The organism is Campylobacter sp. RM16188, from assembly GCF_012978795.1.
GTDB classification, from domain to species: Bacteria; Campylobacterota; Campylobacteria; order Campylobacterales; family Campylobacteraceae; genus Campylobacter_A; species Campylobacter_A canis.
The window spans coordinates 1-16,556 of sequence record NZ_LIWQ01000009.1 but is presented as its reverse complement, the minus strand read 5'-3'; the positions used below and the strand labels follow the sequence as shown (position 1 = coordinate 16,556).

Annotated in this window: 18 protein-coding genes; 13 read left to right on the top strand and 5 right to left on the bottom strand. The window is 37.6% G+C overall.

Going from position 1 to position 16,556, the window contains the following annotated elements; genetic code table 11:
- Positions 1 to 14: 14 nt before the first annotated feature.
- Entirely contained in the window at positions 15 to 842 is an 828-nt protein-coding gene (locus CDOM16188_RS06375) for a YihY family inner membrane protein (protein ID WP_172200448.1), read from the bottom strand.
- 47 nt (positions 843 to 889) lie between these two features.
- Positions 890 to 1,090, bottom strand: a complete 201-nt coding sequence (locus CDOM16188_RS06370; RefSeq protein ID WP_172200445.1) for a hypothetical protein — start codon at positions 1,088 to 1,090, stop codon at positions 890 to 892.
- Between the two features lie 119 nt (positions 1,091 to 1,209).
- Between CDOM16188_RS06370 and CDOM16188_RS06365 the strand changes: the two genes are divergently transcribed.
- From CDOM16188_RS06365 to CDOM16188_RS06355, 3 genes are read left to right on the top strand one after another with little or no spacing between them, the layout of a single operon-like run.
- Positions 1,210 to 1,599 (top strand): hypothetical protein, encoded by a 390-nt coding sequence (locus tag CDOM16188_RS06365; protein ID WP_172200442.1) that lies wholly within the window; start codon positions 1,210 to 1,212, stop codon positions 1,597 to 1,599.
- 15 nt (positions 1,600 to 1,614) lie between these two features.
- Entirely contained in the window at positions 1,615 to 2,154 is a 540-nt protein-coding gene (locus tag CDOM16188_RS06360; protein WP_172200439.1) for a hypothetical protein, read from the top strand.
- Entirely contained in the window at positions 2,151 to 2,531 is a 381-nt protein-coding gene (locus CDOM16188_RS06355) for a hypothetical protein (RefSeq protein ID WP_172200436.1), read from the top strand. The genes CDOM16188_RS06360 and CDOM16188_RS06355 overlap by 4 nt, the downstream gene beginning before the upstream one ends.
- Before the next feature lie 15 nt (positions 2,532 to 2,546).
- Here the strand turns inward: CDOM16188_RS06355 and CDOM16188_RS06350 are convergent, their stop codons facing one another.
- Positions 2,547 to 3,929: an FAD-linked oxidase C-terminal domain-containing protein gene (locus CDOM16188_RS06350; protein WP_172200433.1), complete on the bottom strand. Its 1,383-nt coding sequence runs from the start codon at positions 3,927 to 3,929 to the stop codon at positions 2,547 to 2,549.
- Complete coding sequence (locus CDOM16188_RS06345; protein ID WP_169943136.1) at positions 3,929 to 4,648, bottom strand: plasminogen-binding N-terminal domain-containing protein; 720 nt, start codon at positions 4,646 to 4,648, stop codon at positions 3,929 to 3,931. Before CDOM16188_RS06345 ends, CDOM16188_RS06350 begins: the two co-directional genes overlap by 1 nt.
- A gap of 114 nt (positions 4,649 to 4,762) precedes the next feature.
- Between CDOM16188_RS06345 and CDOM16188_RS06340 the strand changes: the two genes are divergently transcribed.
- From CDOM16188_RS06340 to CDOM16188_RS06310, 7 genes are all read left to right on the top strand, one after another.
- Positions 4,763 to 5,959: a peptidoglycan DD-metalloendopeptidase family protein gene (locus CDOM16188_RS06340; protein ID WP_172200430.1), complete on the top strand. Its 1,197-nt coding sequence runs from the start codon at positions 4,763 to 4,765 to the stop codon at positions 5,957 to 5,959.
- On the top strand, positions 5,946 to 7,319 hold the full coding sequence (gene mgtE, locus CDOM16188_RS06335; RefSeq protein WP_172200427.1) for a magnesium transporter: 1,374 nt from the start codon (positions 5,946 to 5,948) through the stop codon (positions 7,317 to 7,319). The genes CDOM16188_RS06340 and mgtE overlap by 14 nt, the downstream gene beginning before the upstream one ends.
- Positions 7,304 to 7,891, top strand: a complete 588-nt coding sequence (locus tag CDOM16188_RS06330) for an NUDIX hydrolase (protein WP_172200424.1) — start codon at positions 7,304 to 7,306, stop codon at positions 7,889 to 7,891. The genes mgtE and CDOM16188_RS06330 overlap by 16 nt, the downstream gene beginning before the upstream one ends.
- A gap of 141 nt (positions 7,892 to 8,032) precedes the next feature.
- Positions 8,033 to 8,674 (top strand): tetratricopeptide repeat protein, encoded by a 642-nt coding sequence (locus CDOM16188_RS06325; RefSeq protein ID WP_172200421.1) that lies wholly within the window; start codon positions 8,033 to 8,035, stop codon positions 8,672 to 8,674.
- Entirely contained in the window at positions 8,671 to 9,291 is a 621-nt protein-coding gene (locus CDOM16188_RS06320) for a tetratricopeptide repeat protein (protein WP_172200418.1), read from the top strand. The genes CDOM16188_RS06325 and CDOM16188_RS06320 overlap by 4 nt, the downstream gene beginning before the upstream one ends.
- Before the next feature lie 14 nt (positions 9,292 to 9,305).
- On the top strand, positions 9,306 to 9,953 hold the full coding sequence (locus tag CDOM16188_RS06315; protein WP_172200415.1) for a tetratricopeptide repeat protein: 648 nt from the start codon (positions 9,306 to 9,308) through the stop codon (positions 9,951 to 9,953).
- A gap of 125 nt (positions 9,954 to 10,078) precedes the next feature.
- Positions 10,079 to 10,597, top strand: coding sequence for a tetratricopeptide repeat protein (locus CDOM16188_RS06310; protein ID WP_172200412.1), 519 nt, complete (start codon positions 10,079 to 10,081; stop codon positions 10,595 to 10,597).
- A gap of 472 nt (positions 10,598 to 11,069) precedes the next feature.
- Here CDOM16188_RS06310 and CDOM16188_RS06305 read toward each other — a convergent pair whose 3' ends face one another.
- Entirely contained in the window at positions 11,070 to 13,694 is a 2,625-nt protein-coding gene (locus CDOM16188_RS06305; protein WP_172200409.1) for a hypothetical protein, read from the bottom strand.
- 168 nt (positions 13,695 to 13,862) lie between these two features.
- Between CDOM16188_RS06305 and groES the strand changes: the two genes are divergently transcribed.
- The 3 genes from groES to CDOM16188_RS06290 all read left to right on the top strand — a co-directional run.
- Positions 13,863 to 14,123, top strand: a complete 261-nt coding sequence (gene groES / locus CDOM16188_RS06300) for a co-chaperone GroES (protein WP_169943145.1) — start codon at positions 13,863 to 13,865, stop codon at positions 14,121 to 14,123.
- A gap of 37 nt (positions 14,124 to 14,160) precedes the next feature.
- On the top strand, positions 14,161 to 15,798 hold the full coding sequence (groL, locus tag CDOM16188_RS06295; protein ID WP_172200406.1) for a chaperonin GroEL: 1,638 nt from the start codon (positions 14,161 to 14,163) through the stop codon (positions 15,796 to 15,798).
- 222 nt (positions 15,799 to 16,020) lie between these two features.
- On the top strand, positions 16,021 to 16,556 hold a 536-nt coding region (locus tag CDOM16188_RS06290), incomplete at its 3' end, for a retention module-containing protein (protein ID WP_172200404.1).

The following is a 16,556-nucleotide window of genomic DNA, read 5'->3' as shown; positions in this document are numbered from 1 at the left end:
ATTTGCAAAATTTGTTATTTGTCGATAGTCTTTTTCGCCCTATCTTTTTGCTCTAAAAAGCTGCATAATTTCACTCCGTATAAAAATATAATCCACGAAACATAGACCCATACGAAAAAGAACAGTACAACCGAAAAAGAGCCGTAAATGCTAAGATAGGTTTTGTTATTTACTGCGTAAAACACAAATAGGCTTTTGCCAAAATACCAGATTAAAGATGCTACAAACGAGCTAAACAAGGCGTTTTTAACCGCTATAGGACGACTTACGGAGATGAGATACGTTATACAAAATATCGCCCAAATTATAAGATACGGAAATATGCTTAAGAAGTTTATCCACTTTGTGTAGTATGTCGCATTTAAGAAATCCTGAAGCAAATTTGACAGATAAAAACTAAGCCCAAGTCCAAGCGGAGCAAGGGTGATAAGCGTCCAATACGAACTTAAAGAGTGCCAAAAGCTTCTGCCCTCGGTTTTCATGATTTTGTTTATGACGTATTCGTAATCTACGAAAAACATTACCGAGGTAAATATGATAGCGCCAAGTCCTAGCATGCCCAGACTTGAGCTGTTTTGCAAAAATGTCTCTATGTATTCGCTTATCACGTCTTGATTTGAAGGCAAAAGAGAGGAAAAAATAAACTCTTTGATCTTGGTGTAATACACTTTAAAGCTTGGCATCTGCGTAAAAATGGAAAATGAGATGAGAAGCACAGGGATAATCGAAAGCATAGTGTGAAAGCTAAGGCTTGAGGCGTAGTGAAAGAGCTGTTTGTCTTTGATACTAAGTGCGATTTTGACATATGCTTTTAGTTCTTCTTTGTTGAGTTTTTTTATCATAATAATCCTTTTGTCTTAAGGCTTATTTTACTATTTTTAAGTTGAAACTATGGTTTTTGAGATGGGATTGAGCTTCTTATAATATTTTTGATTTCAGATATGTTTTCTTCTTCCATATCGATAAATTCACGCATTTTAAAGCTTGCTTCTATGATGGCATAAAGCTCGGGTTTTGTAGTTTTCCATCTTTGTAGGGTTCTGGTCGTGATCTTTAAAATTCTTGCTTTATCTTGCTGGCTATATTTCATATTGAAAGTTTAGCTTTTATAAATTTAATAGTAAATTGCGACATAAATTCTTAAATTTATAGTAAATTTAGAAATAATGTCTTAGAATATGCTTATTTTAAAATTTAATAGGAAAGAGAATGAGTGAAGTTGATTTTCGTGCTATGAGCGAACTTAAAGCTACCTTTTTAGCTTTAATACTAGGAGTTATTGTTTGGTTTGTTTTGGGATACGAGTATGCTAACTATGATCGGTTTATGTGGAGTATTTCTGGGTGGTTTGTTGCCTTTTGTATTATGGCTTGGTTTTCAAAATGCAAAGAGTGTAATAAAAAATTTAGTACCAAAATAATAGAGAAAAAGCTTTTAAACGAAGATATTGTCCAAGGAAACAAAGAAATAAAGCTTAAAAATGGCAATAAAAAAACTGTTAATGCCGTCTTTCAGATAAGCAAATTTAGAGTCTATACTCAATGCAAGAACTGTGGATTTAGCAATTCTTATATAGTAAGTAGTAAAAAAGAAATTTAAAAGGAGAAAAACTTAATGCAAAAAGTAAAAATTTTAACACCTATAACTGCGATGTTGCTCTTGGTAGGATGCGGTAATGATAGTAGCTATAACTGTGATAGCGATGATGCAAGTTTAACCGCGATAAGAATTCAATCATATGATGCTATGTATAATAAATTTGATCCAAGACTAGATAGAATTCTAGACGATTCGCTCTCTGCTATAAAAATTCAAAAAAGAGAAATTTTAAATATCGACGATAAAACTAAACGCTCAACTTGCAAGGCCACTTATATAATAGATAATCCAAAAAACGAAAAAGAATTTGAAGTTATGGCAAAGGTTGTTCTTGTCATGGAAAAGCTTATTCAGACTAACGGCATGATATTAAATGCAAAAAATAATTCAGAGATAAAAGATAAATTTTTTCAAGAGATAGAACAGGGTTTGAAGTTTAGAAAAGATGAACTAATAAAAAGTATAAATGAAAATCCTAGCTCACAAGAAGTTGTTGTATATGATATGTATGATAACGGTAGAGGCGAGAGCTTCGTAGAGGTAGAGAATAGATGAAAGTTTCTGCGATAGTGATGTCTATTCACAGACCGTCTTGTGATATGCTTGTATCGGGGCAAAAGAGTGTTATTCATAGAAAGCGTAAATTTTCAAAAGGATTTCAAAAAATTTATGTATATGCACCAAAGCCTATTGCTAAAATAATAGGAGAGCTTGAAGTGGGGCAAATTTTAAGCTCGGATAGAGATAGTATCTGGGAGGCTACAGGAGAAAATTCATGCTTGAGCAAGGGTCAATTTTATAAGTATTATGATAGTGAAATAGTATATGCCGTTAAGATTAAAAAAGCAGTGAAATATAAAGAATCTCTTGATCCTAAAGATATTGATCCTAAATTTAAAGCTCCCGTGCAGTTTTATTATCTAAATTTATAAATTTTACGGGGGCTTTTATAGCCCCATCTTATTTGGATTTAGGATATTGTTTGGATCAAACGCCTTTTTTATCGCTCTAAAAAGCTGCATTTCAGCTTCACTAAAAGCAAGCGGCATAAATTCTGCTTTGCTTATTCCTATACCGTGTTCGCCGCTAAGCGTGCCGCCAAGATCAACCGTGATCTTAAAAATTTCCTCTATCGCTTTGTGTCCGTTTTCTACTTGAAAGGGATCGGTTTTATCCACAACCATTACGTTCGTATGGACGTTTCCATCACCAGTATGACCAAAACACGGAACTTTAACGCCGTATTTTTTAGAAACCTCTGAAATTTTATCAAGCAATTCGGGAAGCTTTGAGCGTGGCACGGTGATATCTTCGTTTAGCTTTAAATTTCCGTAAATCGTAATGCTTTGCGAGCAGTTTCTACGTGCAAACCAGATATCTTGCCTCTGGGCATCATCGCGTGCGACTTTAAATTCGCTTGCGCCGTTTTCTTTAAATACTCTTTCTATCGTCGCTAAATCCTGATCAAGCCCCGTTTGTATATCGCCATCAACGTCAGTTATCAAGATAGCGCCCGCATTTACAGGCAAGCCTTTTTGAAATTTCTCTTCAACCGCTCTTATGCTTAAATTGTCTAAAAATTCCATCGCCACTGGAGTTACGCCCGCTGCCATAGTTTTATAAACGGCGTTCATGGCTGAATTTACGCTATCAAATACACCCATCGCCGTTTTTTGAAATTTAGGTTTTGCGATTAGTTTTAGGGTGATTTCGGTTATCACTGCAAGAGTTCCTTCGCTAGCTATCAAAATTCCCGCCGTATTATATCCCGCGACATCTTTTATCGTGCGTTTGCCCGCTCTTATGACCTCTCCGTTTGGAAGCACGGCACGAAGCGCCATTACGTAGTCTTTGGTTATGCCGTATTTTGCGGCTCTCATGCCGCCTGCATTTTCGCTTACGTTGCCGCCTATTGTTGAGTAGTCTTGGCTAGCGGGATCTGGCGGATAAAATAGCCCTACCTCTTCGGCTGCACGCTGCAAGTCCATGTTTATAACGCCGGGTTGAACTACTGCGACCATGTTTTGCATATCGATCTCAAGAATTTTATTCATATGCTTTTCAAATCCAAGCACGATACCGCCGTCTATCGCCAAAGATCCTCCCGTAAAGCCGCTTCCGGCACCTCTTGGGATAACTGGGATTTTATGCTCGTTGCAGTATTTTAAAATTTCGCTTACATCGCTTTCATCTCTTGGAAATAGCACTCCATCAGGCAAATGGCGCTTTCTGGTCGCATCATAGCTGTAAGCCAGCAAGTGTGCTTTATCAAAATATGCGTTATCTTGATTTAGTAGTTTAGTGAAAAAATCAATATGTCTTTTTTCCATTACTTCTCTTTCAAAAGTGATTTATAATGGCGATCAAAGTCGCTTATCTTGCTTGATCCAAGCTTCCAAAATACCGTGTCTATATCTTTAACTCTCGTATAAAAAGGTAGCTGATAGTACGCCACGCTTCCGCTTTGAAATTTTTTAAGCACTTCAAAGCTTTGGCAGTCCGCAAACAGACTTTCGTTATTCATCGCGATAAATATAAGCCCCGCAGCGCTTTGTGAGCACATCTTGCGGAAATCGTCTCGGCTCGGGTTTGGTTTATATTCGTAACTTAAGTATGAGCCCACTATATCTGGGTGAATAAACTCCATATCTTTAAAAGCGCTTATGACTTCGTTGTAAATTTCTTTGTTTGGAACTATGATTAAAGAGCGGTTGTAAAGGTAGTTTAGTATGACCGTATCTCCGCTTGCGGGAAGAATTCCCGGGATCGGAAGCGCTTTTTGAGTTAGGCTGTCAAATACTTCAAAGCGAATTTTTGCAAATCCGCCGCCTTTTTCGGTTACGCTAACGCGAGCTATGATAGAGCTTTTGCGAGCGTCAAATTTATGCACGACTATGCCACTTGAACCTACTACTATATCAGGACTGTCGATGATAGTTCCAAATCCGTCTTTTGCTTCAATTATCGGAGTTTGATACTCTTTTATGTTAAATTCCGCCGAGAAAACAAATGTAAAAATTGCAGTTAAGATAAACAAAATCCGTCTCAAATTTGCTCCTAAAATTTAAAAATTTCAAACGATTATAACTTAAAACAGCTTAGTTTTGCAAAATATAAGCAAGCATAAAGTAAAATTATCCCTATTATTTATTCAGGGGAGCGTATGGTTAGAATTTTTTTTGTCGGTATATTTTTAAGCCTTCAACTTTGCGCCGCTAAACTTAGCGTAGAAGAGCTTTCTTGGCCAAACGGCTCTACTTTTTTAACGTTTTTAGAAGCTAATTCAATCCCTCTTTCGCTTTATTATAATCTTGACAGAGAAGATAAAGAGATCGCAAGCGAGATCATGGCGGGCGTTAAGTATCAAATTTTAAGAGATGAACAAGACGGCATTCGTCAGGTTTTAATACCTGTAAACGAAGAGCTTCAGATTCAAATTTTTAAAGACGAATACGATAAATTTAAGATACAACTAACCCCTATATCCTATCAGCTTGAGGATAAAATTTTAAGCATCAAGCTTGAAAGCTCTCCGTATAAAGATATCGTTGATCACACCGGAAGCATAGGACTTGCAAATGCTTTTTCTTTGGCTATGAAGGGTGAAGTTGATTTTAGAAAGCTTAAAAAAGGCGATAAGATAATTATAGTCTATACTCAAAAGCGTCGCTTGGGGCGAGTTTTCGGTATGCCTGAAATTCATTCGGCTATGGTAGAAGCAAGTAAAAAACGCTACTCGGTTTATAAATTTGAAAATAAATTTTATAACAAAAGCGGTAAGAAAAACGATAAATTTTTCTTAATAAGACCGCTTGGAAACGCTAAGATAACATCGCCTTTTACTCTTAAAAGATATCATCCCGTGCTTAAGAGATATAGAGCTCACTTAGGAGTTGATTACGGTGCGCCAAAAGGAACTCCTATCAAATCAGCAGGCGACGGCAAGGTGAAATTCGTAGGCAGAAAAAACGGATACGGTAAAACCATAGTCATAAATCACGGCGGCGGATACGAGACGCTTTACGCTCATGTAAACGGCTTTGCTAAAGGCATGAAATCAGGTGCTAAAGTAAAACAGGGGCAGGTTATAGCCTATGTCGGAAATACGGGGCTTAGCACGGGAGCGCACCTTCACTTTGGTCTTTATAAAAACCAACAAGCCATAAATCCCGAAAAAATGCTTAAGTCAAAAAAGGCTATCGTAACGAGCTCCGGCTCAAAAGAGAGCGGTAAATTTAAAAAAGTTGTCGATGAAAACGATGCAAAGATGAAAAAATATATCGTAGAAGATATTCAGAGCGAAAAAGAGGAAGTCTTTGATAACTTTATCGAGTTTAAGGATATAGATGAACGAAAATGATCAACTGCTTGAAGCCAAAGAGCTTATAGACTCTCACCTAAACGACACTATTGATGAGGAGCTTAGTGCAGCCGATCTGGCTCAACATCTAAGAACCGTTAAAAAGCACGATGAAGAGCTATTTGCAGAATATATAGAAAAGCTTGAACCTGAAATTTTAGGCGATGTGGCTATCGAGCTTCCCGATCACATGCTTAAAGATGTGATTGAAACCTTGCCTAGCGAAAAGATTATCGAAGCTATCGAGGAGCTAGAAAGCGACGATGCCGCTGAGCTTTTAGAGTATATCGAAGATATCGATGAGCAAAAGGCGAAGGAACTTTTTGACGGGCTTGATAGGGATGATCAAGAAGAAATTTTACGTATTAGAAGTTATGATGAAAATGAAGCCGGCGCTTATATGCAAACCGAGCTTTTTAGCGCAAATTTACAAGAAAAACTTCAATCTGCGGTCGATAGACTAAGAGTTCAAAAAGAGAACGGCGAACTTGAAAACGTATCTCAGCTTTTTATCGTAGATGAAGAGCAAATTTTGCGTTATGCTATACCGCTTGAGGATCTGATTTTATTTAACTTTAACTCCACTCTTAAAGATATCATTGCAAGAAGTGAAGAGGATAAGTATAAGCCTCATGTGGCGGTTGATAATGAGCCTATAGAGGATGTCGTAGAGAGAGTTCAGGACTATGATATGAACTCCATAGCGGTTGTTGATAGCAAAGGCGTTTTACTTGGTCGTATCACAACGGACGATATACACGACTTTATCCAAGAGAGCGCTACGGAGCAAATTTATAACCTTGCAAACGTTGGTGATGCGGACGAAGAAGAGGAAGATAGCCTTATTAAAGCAACCAAATCGCGTGGAATTTGGCTTTTTATAAATTTATTTACGGCTATAGTCTCTTCAAGTATCATAGGGCTGTTTGATGAGACGATCGCAAGCTATGTGGCACTTGCCGTTTTGATGCCGATAGTAGCTTCCATGGGCGGCAACACCGGCACTCAAGCGCTAACGGTAACGGTTAGAAAGCTAACTCTTGGGGATATCGAATTTAAAGATGCCAAAGATGTATTAAAGCGCGAGCTTTCTATAGCGCTTTTAAACGGATTTATATTTGCCGTGATGATGGGTATTATCGCTTCCATCTGGTTTTCTCGCCCTATGCTTGGCGTTGTAATAGGAGCTTCAATGCTTATAAATTTGTTTTTTGCAGGGTTTTTTGGGACTTTCATACCTTTAACTTTAAAGAAATTTAATATCGATCCGGCCGTAGGCTCAAGCGTGCTTCTTACGACGGTTACGGATGTGGTGGGATTTTTTAGTTTCTTGGGGCTTGCTAAATGGATACTATTATAGAAGATATAGAAATTTTAGGACTTAAGGAGTCTAAATTTATTAGACCTTATAGGCTTGGATACAAGATGGACGGAGTTAAAAGATATTGGGACTGCGTTCATGTGCATAGTAGCGTGTCCGTGCTTTTGTATCATGAAGAACAAGACGCCTTTTTGCTGGTTAAGCAGTTTCGCCCGGCTGTTTGGTATAACCTGCAAAAAGAGGGTGAAAAATATGAGGATATGGGCTATACTTACGAGCTTTGCGCAGGACTTATGGATAAAGGCTTAAGCGAAGAAGAGACGATCAAGGAAGAGGCTATCGAAGAGGTTGGGTTTAGACTGGATCAAGTTGAAAAGATAGCCGTTACTCATGGTGCGCTTGGTTTTGGAGGCAATAAGCAAACTATGTTTTTTGCCAAAATAAACGAGAGTATGAGAGTTTCAAAGGGCGGTGGAATAGACGGAGAAAAGATAGAAAGCGTGTATATAAAAATTTCTCATGCAAGAGAGTTTATGCGTGATGAGAAAAAAGTAAAAGCACCCGGACTTCTCTTTGCTTTTATGTGGTTTTTTGATAAATTTTCAAAATAAGCAAAGCTGTTTATAAGCGATAAATTTCATATTTATAAATCAAAAATCCATATGATAAAAATCTTTATTTGTGATACTTTGTATTGATATTAATTAAATAAAATATACAAATCAAAACTAAACATATCAATCGGAGATGGCGTGTCTAGAAAATTTATACTATTTATCTTTTTTACTTTATCCGCATTTGCTCAAAATAACTTCGAAAAAGCGGCCTTGAAATTTATGTTTCATGATGAAAGAGATCAAGAGGTGGCTTTGAAGCTTTGTAAAAAAGCGTGCGAAGAAGATCAAGTTGCCGCGGCTTGCTATATAGTTGCAAAAAAGCAAGAAGAAGGCTATATGCCTCAAGAAGATACCGGACAAATTTTTAAACTATATCAAAAAGCTTGCGACATGGGCGATATGGATGCTTGCAAAGCTATAGGTGATATATATAATGAAGGAAGAGACGGTGTCGCAACAGATCATAAAAAAGCTCGCGAGACATACGAAAAGGTTTGTGAAGCGGGACTTGGCGACGCTTGCTTTGAGCTTGGGCATTTTTATAAGCTTGATAAAGACTTCAAAAATGCCGTTAGGCTTTATGAATTTGCTTGCCAAAACGACTCTCCTTACGGTTGCTATATGCTTGCACAGATGTATGAAGGCTCAAAATCAGGTATCAAAAAAGATTTAAAAAGGTCATTGGTGTTTTTCATGCAAGCATGCGACGGGGGTATATACGAAGCTTGCGAGGATTCTGATCGCATAAGCAAAATCATAGGAGGTAATAGAAGATGAGAAAATTTATCGTTTTATTGTCGCTTGGGGTTTTGGTATATGCTCAAAGTAACTTTGAAAAGGCTGTTAAGAAATTTCTTTTCCACAACAGTAACTATGCAGTATCTTTAAACCTTTATGAAAAATCATGCCATGATGATAAAGTAGCCGCCGCTTGTAATATCGCGGGCATTATTTTAGGTAGTATGGGCGATCAAAATAGAGCCGATGAGTTATATAAAAAGGCTTGCGACATGAGTGATATGGACGCTTGCAAGACGGTTGGCGACATGTATAACGAAGGTTTTGGCGGTTTTGAGGTTGATTACGCTAAGGCTAGAGAGCTTTATGATAGATCTTGCAATGCCCAGATAAGCTCAGCTTGTATGATGCTTGCATATCATTATAATGGCGGCATAGGCGGGATTAAGGAGGATCATAAAAAAGCTGCCGAGCTTTACGAGAAGGCTTGCAATATGGACAATCTGCAAGGCTGTTTAACTATCGCTATTGTTTATAAAGATGGGAGTGAAGAGATAAAAAGAGATATGAAAAAAGCAGCCGAATTTTACGGAAAGGCTTGCGATCTTGGGTATGATGAGGGGTGCGTCCAGTTTAGACGCTTAAGTAAAAATTAAAACAAGGAGAAGAGATGGTTAAAAAATTGATTTTAATTGCTGCTTTGATAAGCGGCGTATTTGGTGCAAATTTGTTTGAGCAGGCGACAAAAAGATATGTCAAGGATAGTTATGATTCTACAGCTTCTATGGAGCTATATAAACGCTCTTGTGAAGATGAAAAGAATGCGGCTGCTTGCTATATATTTGCGCTTCAGCTTGAAAGAGGCGGTGTTTTAGACGATAACTCGACTGCTTACAAATCAAGCGATCTATACATAAAATCTTGCAATATGGGCGATATGGATGGTTGTAAGATGGTTGGAGATATGTATTATGATGGTTTAAATGACATGAAGCAAGATTACGCAAAAGCTATGGAATTTTATAGTAAGGCTTGCAAAGCTGAGGTAAGCGATGCATGCTTAAAGGTCGGCACTCTTTATGATAGCGGACTTGGAGTGGAGTCAGACTTCAAAACTGCGGCTAAATACTACAAAATGGCTTGCGACGGTAAAAATAGCGATGGATGTTACAATTTAGCCGATATGTATGAAGTGGGCGAAGGTGTTGAGAAAAACGCTAAAGAAGCAATGGAATTTTACGGTTTGGCGTGCGATTACGGCGCAAGTGACGCTTGCTCTAAATTTAGAAAACTATCTAAAACCGTAGATAAAAAATAAGCTTTTGTAATGAATATTTTAAGTGCTAAATTTCATAATTTATCCTTAAATTTAGTCTTTGTTTGTTACAATGAGATTCGTATTGTTAAAAAATAAGATTAAAATTCAAATTTAAGGGGAAAAGGATGAAAAAAACTATTTTTTGTCTGGCGACGGTTTGTTCTTTTGCGTTTTCTATGGGGTCGGGCAATCCTATGGAGCTTATTTCGCCCGATCCGATACTGGATGGTGAGTATAAAAAATCGGTTGAAATTTTCCAAATTTCGTGCGAAAAAGGACATATGTACAACTGCTTTAACTTAGCAAATTTCTATGAGCAAGGTAAAGGTGTCTTTAAAGACGAAAAAAAGGCTCTTGAAATTTACAAAAAAAGTTGCGAGAACAAGCTGGGCTTTGGATGTGGCGCCGTAGGTAGAATTTATGAAAAGGGCAACAGTGCCGTTCAAAAAGATATGAAGCTTGCGATAGAGGCTTATGAAAAGGGTTGCGCTCACGGCGATGACGTATCTTGCGTTAAAGCCGGATTTATATATAGCGAAGGCAAAGAGGTTGCAAAGGATAATAAAAAAGCAATTGAGCTATTTGAAAAAGGCTGCAGATACGGTAATGAACAAGCCTGTAACTCTGCTAATGCTTTAAAATAAGTAATTTTATTTGACAAGAGGAATTTGCACTTTGCAATGACCTCTTGTCGCAATTAATTTTAAAATTTGAGCTACTTAAGCTATTAAACTTTATAAAATGACCGCAAAGATTAAATTTAAAAGTAAATTTCGTAATTAAACCTCGCAAAACAATCAAAAATACTTAATTTTATATTTTATCAAGCTTGGCTAGATAGCTTTGGTTTTTCTTGGAATTTTAAATTCCAATATATTAATGCCGTAACAAAATTTATCGAAATTAGCATCTACAAGTACTTTTCGTAGTTAAAGAAAATTTTTACAGCGATTTGTTTGTATCTGGGTCAAATCTCTATACCTACATAATTAAGATATCTGCATTAAATTTATGCTTTGAGGAGTAAACTAAGTAGTATAGCTAAATTTGATCGCTAAAATTTATTGGCTTATGCAAGGAGGGTTTGACATGCAAGTAGCCAAACCCTCCTTGAATCTAAAATAGACCTTTTATCAGATCTTTTACGATATCTTTGCCTTGATCTTTTGTGTCTTGACCGCTTGAGCCTTCGGCGTTATCAGTGCTAGAGCTTCCTTCTTGGTTTTTGCCGCCAAGCTTTTTATCTAAAAATCTATCAAGCTCTTTTAAGGCTTTGTTTTTGATGTATTCCGAGCCTATGCTGTATTTTGGATTGTCGCTTGTGCCCGTGATATCAATGGCGATATCCGTTTTTTCATAATTCATTTTTACCGGTATGTTTATAGCTTTTGTGGCGGTATTAAATTTACCGTTTGCTACGTTTAGATTGCTTCTTGTAGCGTTCATTTCGGCATTAAAATTTATCATTTGCTTATCAATCGTTCCATAAACTTTGCTGTTTTTATAAATTTCGCTCGTTATGTCCCTGCCGGTAAACGTCATGAAATTTTCGGTAAATTTTGTCTTAGCAAGCCTTCCTTCATCTATAATCACGTCAAATTTTCCGCCTTGAGTTTTAAGATCGTAGTTTGCATTCATGTCACCAACTCCGTCATAAATATGATCAAGCCCCAGCAGATCGGTTAAGCCCTTGGTCGTAAATTTGCTTAGGTTTGCAACTAGCTTATCATCCTTTAAATTAGCTTTCAAATCCCCGTTAAACAGCTTTGATGTAACGTTTGCGGTTAAATTTTCGCCCTGTTTTTGCATGTCGCCTTTTAAATTTATATTTCCGTGCAGCACTCTGTCTGTTAAAAAGCTTATGTTTTTAAGTTCCGGAATTTCAAGCTCAAAAACGCTTTTTAAGATATTTTGGTTGATATCAAAGCTTCCTTTTGTGTTTTTGACGGCTATTAAATTTGTATTATTGCTTGATATTAAATTTGCCAGCACATCAAAATTTGCTACACTTTTTTGCAAGGCTATATCGCTATTTGCGTTAAATTTAAGCCCTGCTGGAAGCTTTTTTTCAAGCACTTTGCTAGCTTCGGCTTCATATACTACTCCGTCTTTAACGTTTGCTTTTATAGTTCCGTTTAGGTTTTTAGCGTCAAGTCCGTTTAGGTTGATATCGGCATTTAAAGTCGCATTTGCAAGCGGTTTTGAGCCTATGAGGATAAAAACGTCTTTAAGTAAAAGAGAATTTAAGCTGGCAACCAACTTCTCGTCTTTTAAATTCGCCTTTATATTGCCGCCAAGTGCATTTCCGTCCACATTTAGACCTTTTAGCTGATTGTTAAGCAAGCTTACATCGCCGTTTATATCGACTTTGCCCGCTAGTTTTTGACCGACTAGACTCTCAAGCTTGCCAAGATCATCGACATTTAGCGTAAATTTGCTATCAAGCGCTTTTTTATCTATATTGTAGCTGCCTTTTAGATTTTTTAAATTCATTAAATTTGAAAGCAGCGCCGCATCAAATTTCGCCTCTCCGTTTTTCACGTCCGCATCGGCGTTTAAAGTAAATGTTACGCCGTTTGCTATATTTAAATTTGTAAGTTTTTTAAACTCGCCTGCGTTAAGTTTGCCGTTTTGAGTCGTTAGTTTAAGGGAGCCTGCGATATTTTTGGTATTTTTTATATCGTTTAGCACTGCTTCTCCGTTTATAACCCCGCTTGCAAACGCAGGAAGAGCGGCTATTTTTATTAATTCGTCAAGCTTAAGCGAGTCGATTTTGGCCGTAAGCTTGTCGTTGTTTAAAACAGCCTTTACCGTGCCGCCAAACCCGTTTATGTCCGCATCCAAATTCTTAAGCTGATTTTGCGCAACGATCGTGTTGCCTTTTACGTTTAGCGCGCCTGCGATCTTTTGCTTTATTATCGGCTCAAGTTTGGTTAAATCATCCACTACAAGCCTAAAATCACTGCTTAGAGTTTGAGAATTTATATCGTATATCGATTTTTCACTCCCCGCAACGGCAATCGGCGTTACAAAAGCGCTTTTTGCATTTACTATCCAGTCTTTAACATCTGCTTTAATCGCGCCTTTTAGGTTAAAATTTGCAGGCAGAGTGAGGTTAAAATCTTTTGCGATTAGGGCGTTATCGGTTAGTATATTTACGATATCTATGTTTGCCATGCCGTCAGGCTTGCCGCCGTTATCTTTTATATCTGCGGTTATATCGATCTTGCCGTTAGCATAAATCGGCTTACCCGCTAGTGCAAGAGCTTTATCCACCTCTAAATTTTTAGCGTCTAGATTAAGAGCAAGCGGCTTAAGTTCCTTGATATCTGCGTTAAATTTAACGTTTGATCCAAGCAGGTTGCCCACGCCGTTAGCGTTAAAGTCTTTAAATACACCTTTTACGAGTCCGGCAAAGAGCATTTTTTCTTTAAGCTCGACTCCAAGCGAGCGTAAATTCGCAACTTCTACATCGTATTTTAGATCGATACTTTGGCTAAATACAGAAAGCGTTCCGTTTGTGTTTAGCGTTATTTCGTCATTTGCCTTAGCTACTATATCGATTGTAGTCGGGCGAATTTGAAATTTCTCAAATTTTACGTTATATCCGCTTTTTTCTTTAATAATATTTTCAACATAAGGCTTTACTATACCGTTTCCAAAGTCGGTGAATAAAACAGTATAGGCGCCGATAATCAAAACGACTATTAGCCCGAGCAAAACTACTAAAAATTTTTTCATGACTATCCTTTAAATTTAATTTATAAATTCATATAAGTTGAGTTTAACTAACTAAGAGTTTATTATAAATTTAGCTGAAATCATTGACAAATTTAAAAAACTATCATATAATTTCATCACTCAAAAAACAAGAGTGCTAAAAATTAATATTATACCAAAGGATGAATTATGAATTTTCAACCATTAGGCAAGCGTATCTTAGTTGAACGCCTTGAAGACGTTAAGACAACAGCAACAGGTATTATTATACCCGATAATGCAAAAGAAAAACCTTTAAGCGGTAAAGTTCTAGCAGTATCAAGCGAAGTGGAAAACGTAAAAACAGGCGATGACGTGGTGTTTGGCAAATATGCCGGAACAGAGATAACGCTTGAGGGTAAAACTTATCTTGTGTTAAATTTAGACGACGTTTTGGGCGTTATTAAATAAATTTTGATTTTAAAAATTAATACTTAAGGAAAAGAAAATGGCAAAAGAGATATTTTTTTCAGATGAAGCTAGAAATAGACTATACGAAGGTGTTAGAAAGCTTAATGACGCCGTAAAAGTAACTATGGGACCACGCGGTAGAAACGTGCTTATCCAAAAGAGCTTTGGTGCTCCTGCCATCACAAAAGACGGCGTTAGCGTAGCTAAAGAGGTTGAGCTGAAAGACGCTCTTGAAAATATGGGTGCAGGGCTTGTAAGAGAAGTAGCAAGCAAAACGGCTGACGAAGCAGGTGACGGAACTACAACCGCGACAGTTTTAGCTAACGCTATATTTAAAGAGGGTCTTAGAAACATCACTGCAGGTGCAAATCCAATCGAAGTAAAACGCGGAATGGATAAAGAAGCCGCTGCTATCATAGCCGAGCTAAAAGCTATGGCTAGAAAAGTAACGGATAAAAAAGAGATAGCTCAAGTCGCTACAATCTCTGCAAATTCAGACGCTACAATAGGTGAATTGATAGCTGACGCGATGGAAAAAGTAGGTAAAGACGGTGTTATAACAGTTGAGGAAGCAAAATCAATCCATGATGAGCTAAATGTGGTTGAAGGTATGCAGTTTGACCGTGGATATCTAAGCCCTTACTTCATCACAAACGCTGAAAAAATGCAAGTAGAGCTAAGCAATCCTTATATATTGCTATTTGATAAGAAGATTACAAATTTAAAAGATTTATTGCCTATTTTAGAGCAAATTCAAAAGACCGGCAAACCGCTTTTAATCATAGCCGAAGATATCGAGGGAGAGGCTCTTGCGACTTTGGTTGTAAATAAACTTAGAGGCGTGCTAAATATCTCTGCCGTTAAGGCTCCTGGATTTGGAGATAGAAGAAAGGCGATGCTTGAAGATATCGCTATCTTAACAGGCGGTGAAGTGATAAGCGAAGAGCTTGGCAGAACGCTTGAAGGAGCAAATTTAAGCGATCTTGGACAAGCCTCAACCGTAGTTATCGATAAAGATAACACGACTATCGTAAACGGAGCGGGCGAAAAAGCTTCTATAGATGCAAGAATAGCTCAAATCAAGGCTCAAATCGCAGAAACTACAAGTGATTATGATAAAGAAAAACTTCAAGAGCGTTTAGCCAAACTAAGCGGCGGTGTGGCTGTTATAAAAGTAGGTGCGGCAACAGAAACTGAGATGAAAGAGAAAAAAGACCGCGTAGATGACGCACTAAGCGCTACAAAAGCCGCTGTAGAAGAGGGTATCGTAATTGGCGGTGGCGCTGCATTTATCCAAGCAAGCTCTAGAGTAAAGCTTGATTTAAGCGGTGATGAGGCAATCGGTGCTGCTATCGTAAGACGCGCTTTAACTGCTCCACTTCGCCAAATAGCTGAAAACGCAGGCTTTGATGCTGGTGTTGTTGCAAATGCGGTCAGCACAAGCAAAGATGCGAATTTCGGATTTAACGCAGCTACTGGCGAGTATGTAAATATGTTTGAAGCAGGCATCATCGACCCTGTTAAAGTTGAGCGTGTGGCACTTCAAAACGCGGTTAGCGTTTCAAGTCTTCTTCTTACAACAGAGGCTACTATAAGCGAACTAAAAGAAGATAAGCCTGCAATGCCTGCTATGCCTGATATGGGCGGAATGGGTGGCATGGGCGGAATGATGTAATTTACTCTGCCTTATTTTATAATTTTCTTTCCCTTGCTTTCTGCAAGGGAATTCTTTTTTTGTTTATACGATATTTCATGATTTAAATTCTAAAAATACATTATTGAGTTTTGTTTACAATTTATATATAATTTGTTTTCTATTGTACCTGAGTACAATATACTATTTTTTAAAAATTTAGTAAGATTCTTTTAAAATTTTAAATAATATAGAGGTGTAAAAATGCCAAATATAGTAGGTGTAGTAAAAGAAATTTCAGGTTCCGTAGTTGCAAAAGACGAACTAGGAGTAGCAAGGACACTAAATTTGGGCGATGAAATATTGCTAGGAGAGAGCGTTGAAACGCTTGATATCAAGTCCAAAGTCGTAATTTCTATGAAAGATGGCGAAGAGGTTGTTCTGGTAGGAGAAGATTTGCTTGTGCTTGATCAAAATTTCTTATCTTCACAAGGAATTTCAAATGTGTTTGCCAGTGCCGATGAGATTAGCGATCTGCAAAAGGCTATCATTGAAGGTAAAGATCTAAATACTCTTGAAGCTACGGCTGCGGGTGGCGGATCAATAGCCGGCGGCGAAGGAACAAGCTTGAGTTCTGAGAATTTTACAAGTTCGGGCAATATCAGCAATGTGTTTGAAGGATACGGAGATTTGGACAATTCTTACTCCGATGCTCAGCCATTTAGCTCTTCAAGTGGAAATGGAAATTTTGCTTCGGAAGCAGGTGTTGAAGAGATAAATTCTAATTCAGGCAATGAGTC

What these genes read in the sequence shown, in the direction of transcription:
- CDOM16188_RS06375 (WP_172200448.1), bottom strand. Translation starts at nt 842, where the DNA reads ATGATAAAAAAACTCAACAAAGAAGAACTAAAAGCATATGTCAAAATC.
- CDOM16188_RS06370 (WP_172200445.1), bottom strand. Translation starts at nt 1,090, where the DNA reads ATGAAATATAGCCAGCAAGATAAAGCAAGAATTTTAAAGATCACGACC.
- CDOM16188_RS06365 (WP_172200442.1), top strand. Translation starts at nt 1,210, where the DNA reads ATGAGTGAAGTTGATTTTCGTGCTATGAGCGAACTTAAAGCTACCTTT.
- CDOM16188_RS06360 (WP_172200439.1), top strand. Translation starts at nt 1,615, where the DNA reads ATGCAAAAAGTAAAAATTTTAACACCTATAACTGCGATGTTGCTCTTG.
- CDOM16188_RS06355 (WP_172200436.1), top strand. Translation starts at nt 2,151, where the DNA reads ATGAAAGTTTCTGCGATAGTGATGTCTATTCACAGACCGTCTTGTGAT.
- CDOM16188_RS06350 (WP_172200433.1), bottom strand. Translation starts at nt 3,929, where the DNA reads ATGGAAAAAAGACATATTGATTTTTTCACTAAACTACTAAATCAAGAT.
- CDOM16188_RS06340 (WP_172200430.1), top strand. Translation starts at nt 4,763, where the DNA reads ATGGTTAGAATTTTTTTTGTCGGTATATTTTTAAGCCTTCAACTTTGC.
- mgtE (WP_172200427.1), top strand. Translation starts at nt 5,946, where the DNA reads ATGAACGAAAATGATCAACTGCTTGAAGCCAAAGAGCTTATAGACTCT.
- CDOM16188_RS06330 (WP_172200424.1), top strand. Translation starts at nt 7,304, where the DNA reads ATGGATACTATTATAGAAGATATAGAAATTTTAGGACTTAAGGAGTCT.
- CDOM16188_RS06320 (WP_172200418.1), top strand. Translation starts at nt 8,671, where the DNA reads ATGAGAAAATTTATCGTTTTATTGTCGCTTGGGGTTTTGGTATATGCT.
- CDOM16188_RS06315 (WP_172200415.1), top strand. Translation starts at nt 9,306, where the DNA reads ATGGTTAAAAAATTGATTTTAATTGCTGCTTTGATAAGCGGCGTATTT.
- CDOM16188_RS06310 (WP_172200412.1), top strand. Translation starts at nt 10,079, where the DNA reads ATGAAAAAAACTATTTTTTGTCTGGCGACGGTTTGTTCTTTTGCGTTT.
- CDOM16188_RS06305 (WP_172200409.1), bottom strand. Translation starts at nt 13,694, where the DNA reads ATGAAAAAATTTTTAGTAGTTTTGCTCGGGCTAATAGTCGTTTTGATT.
- groES (WP_169943145.1), top strand. Translation starts at nt 13,863, where the DNA reads ATGAATTTTCAACCATTAGGCAAGCGTATCTTAGTTGAACGCCTTGAA.
- groL (WP_172200406.1), top strand. Translation starts at nt 14,161, where the DNA reads ATGGCAAAAGAGATATTTTTTTCAGATGAAGCTAGAAATAGACTATAC.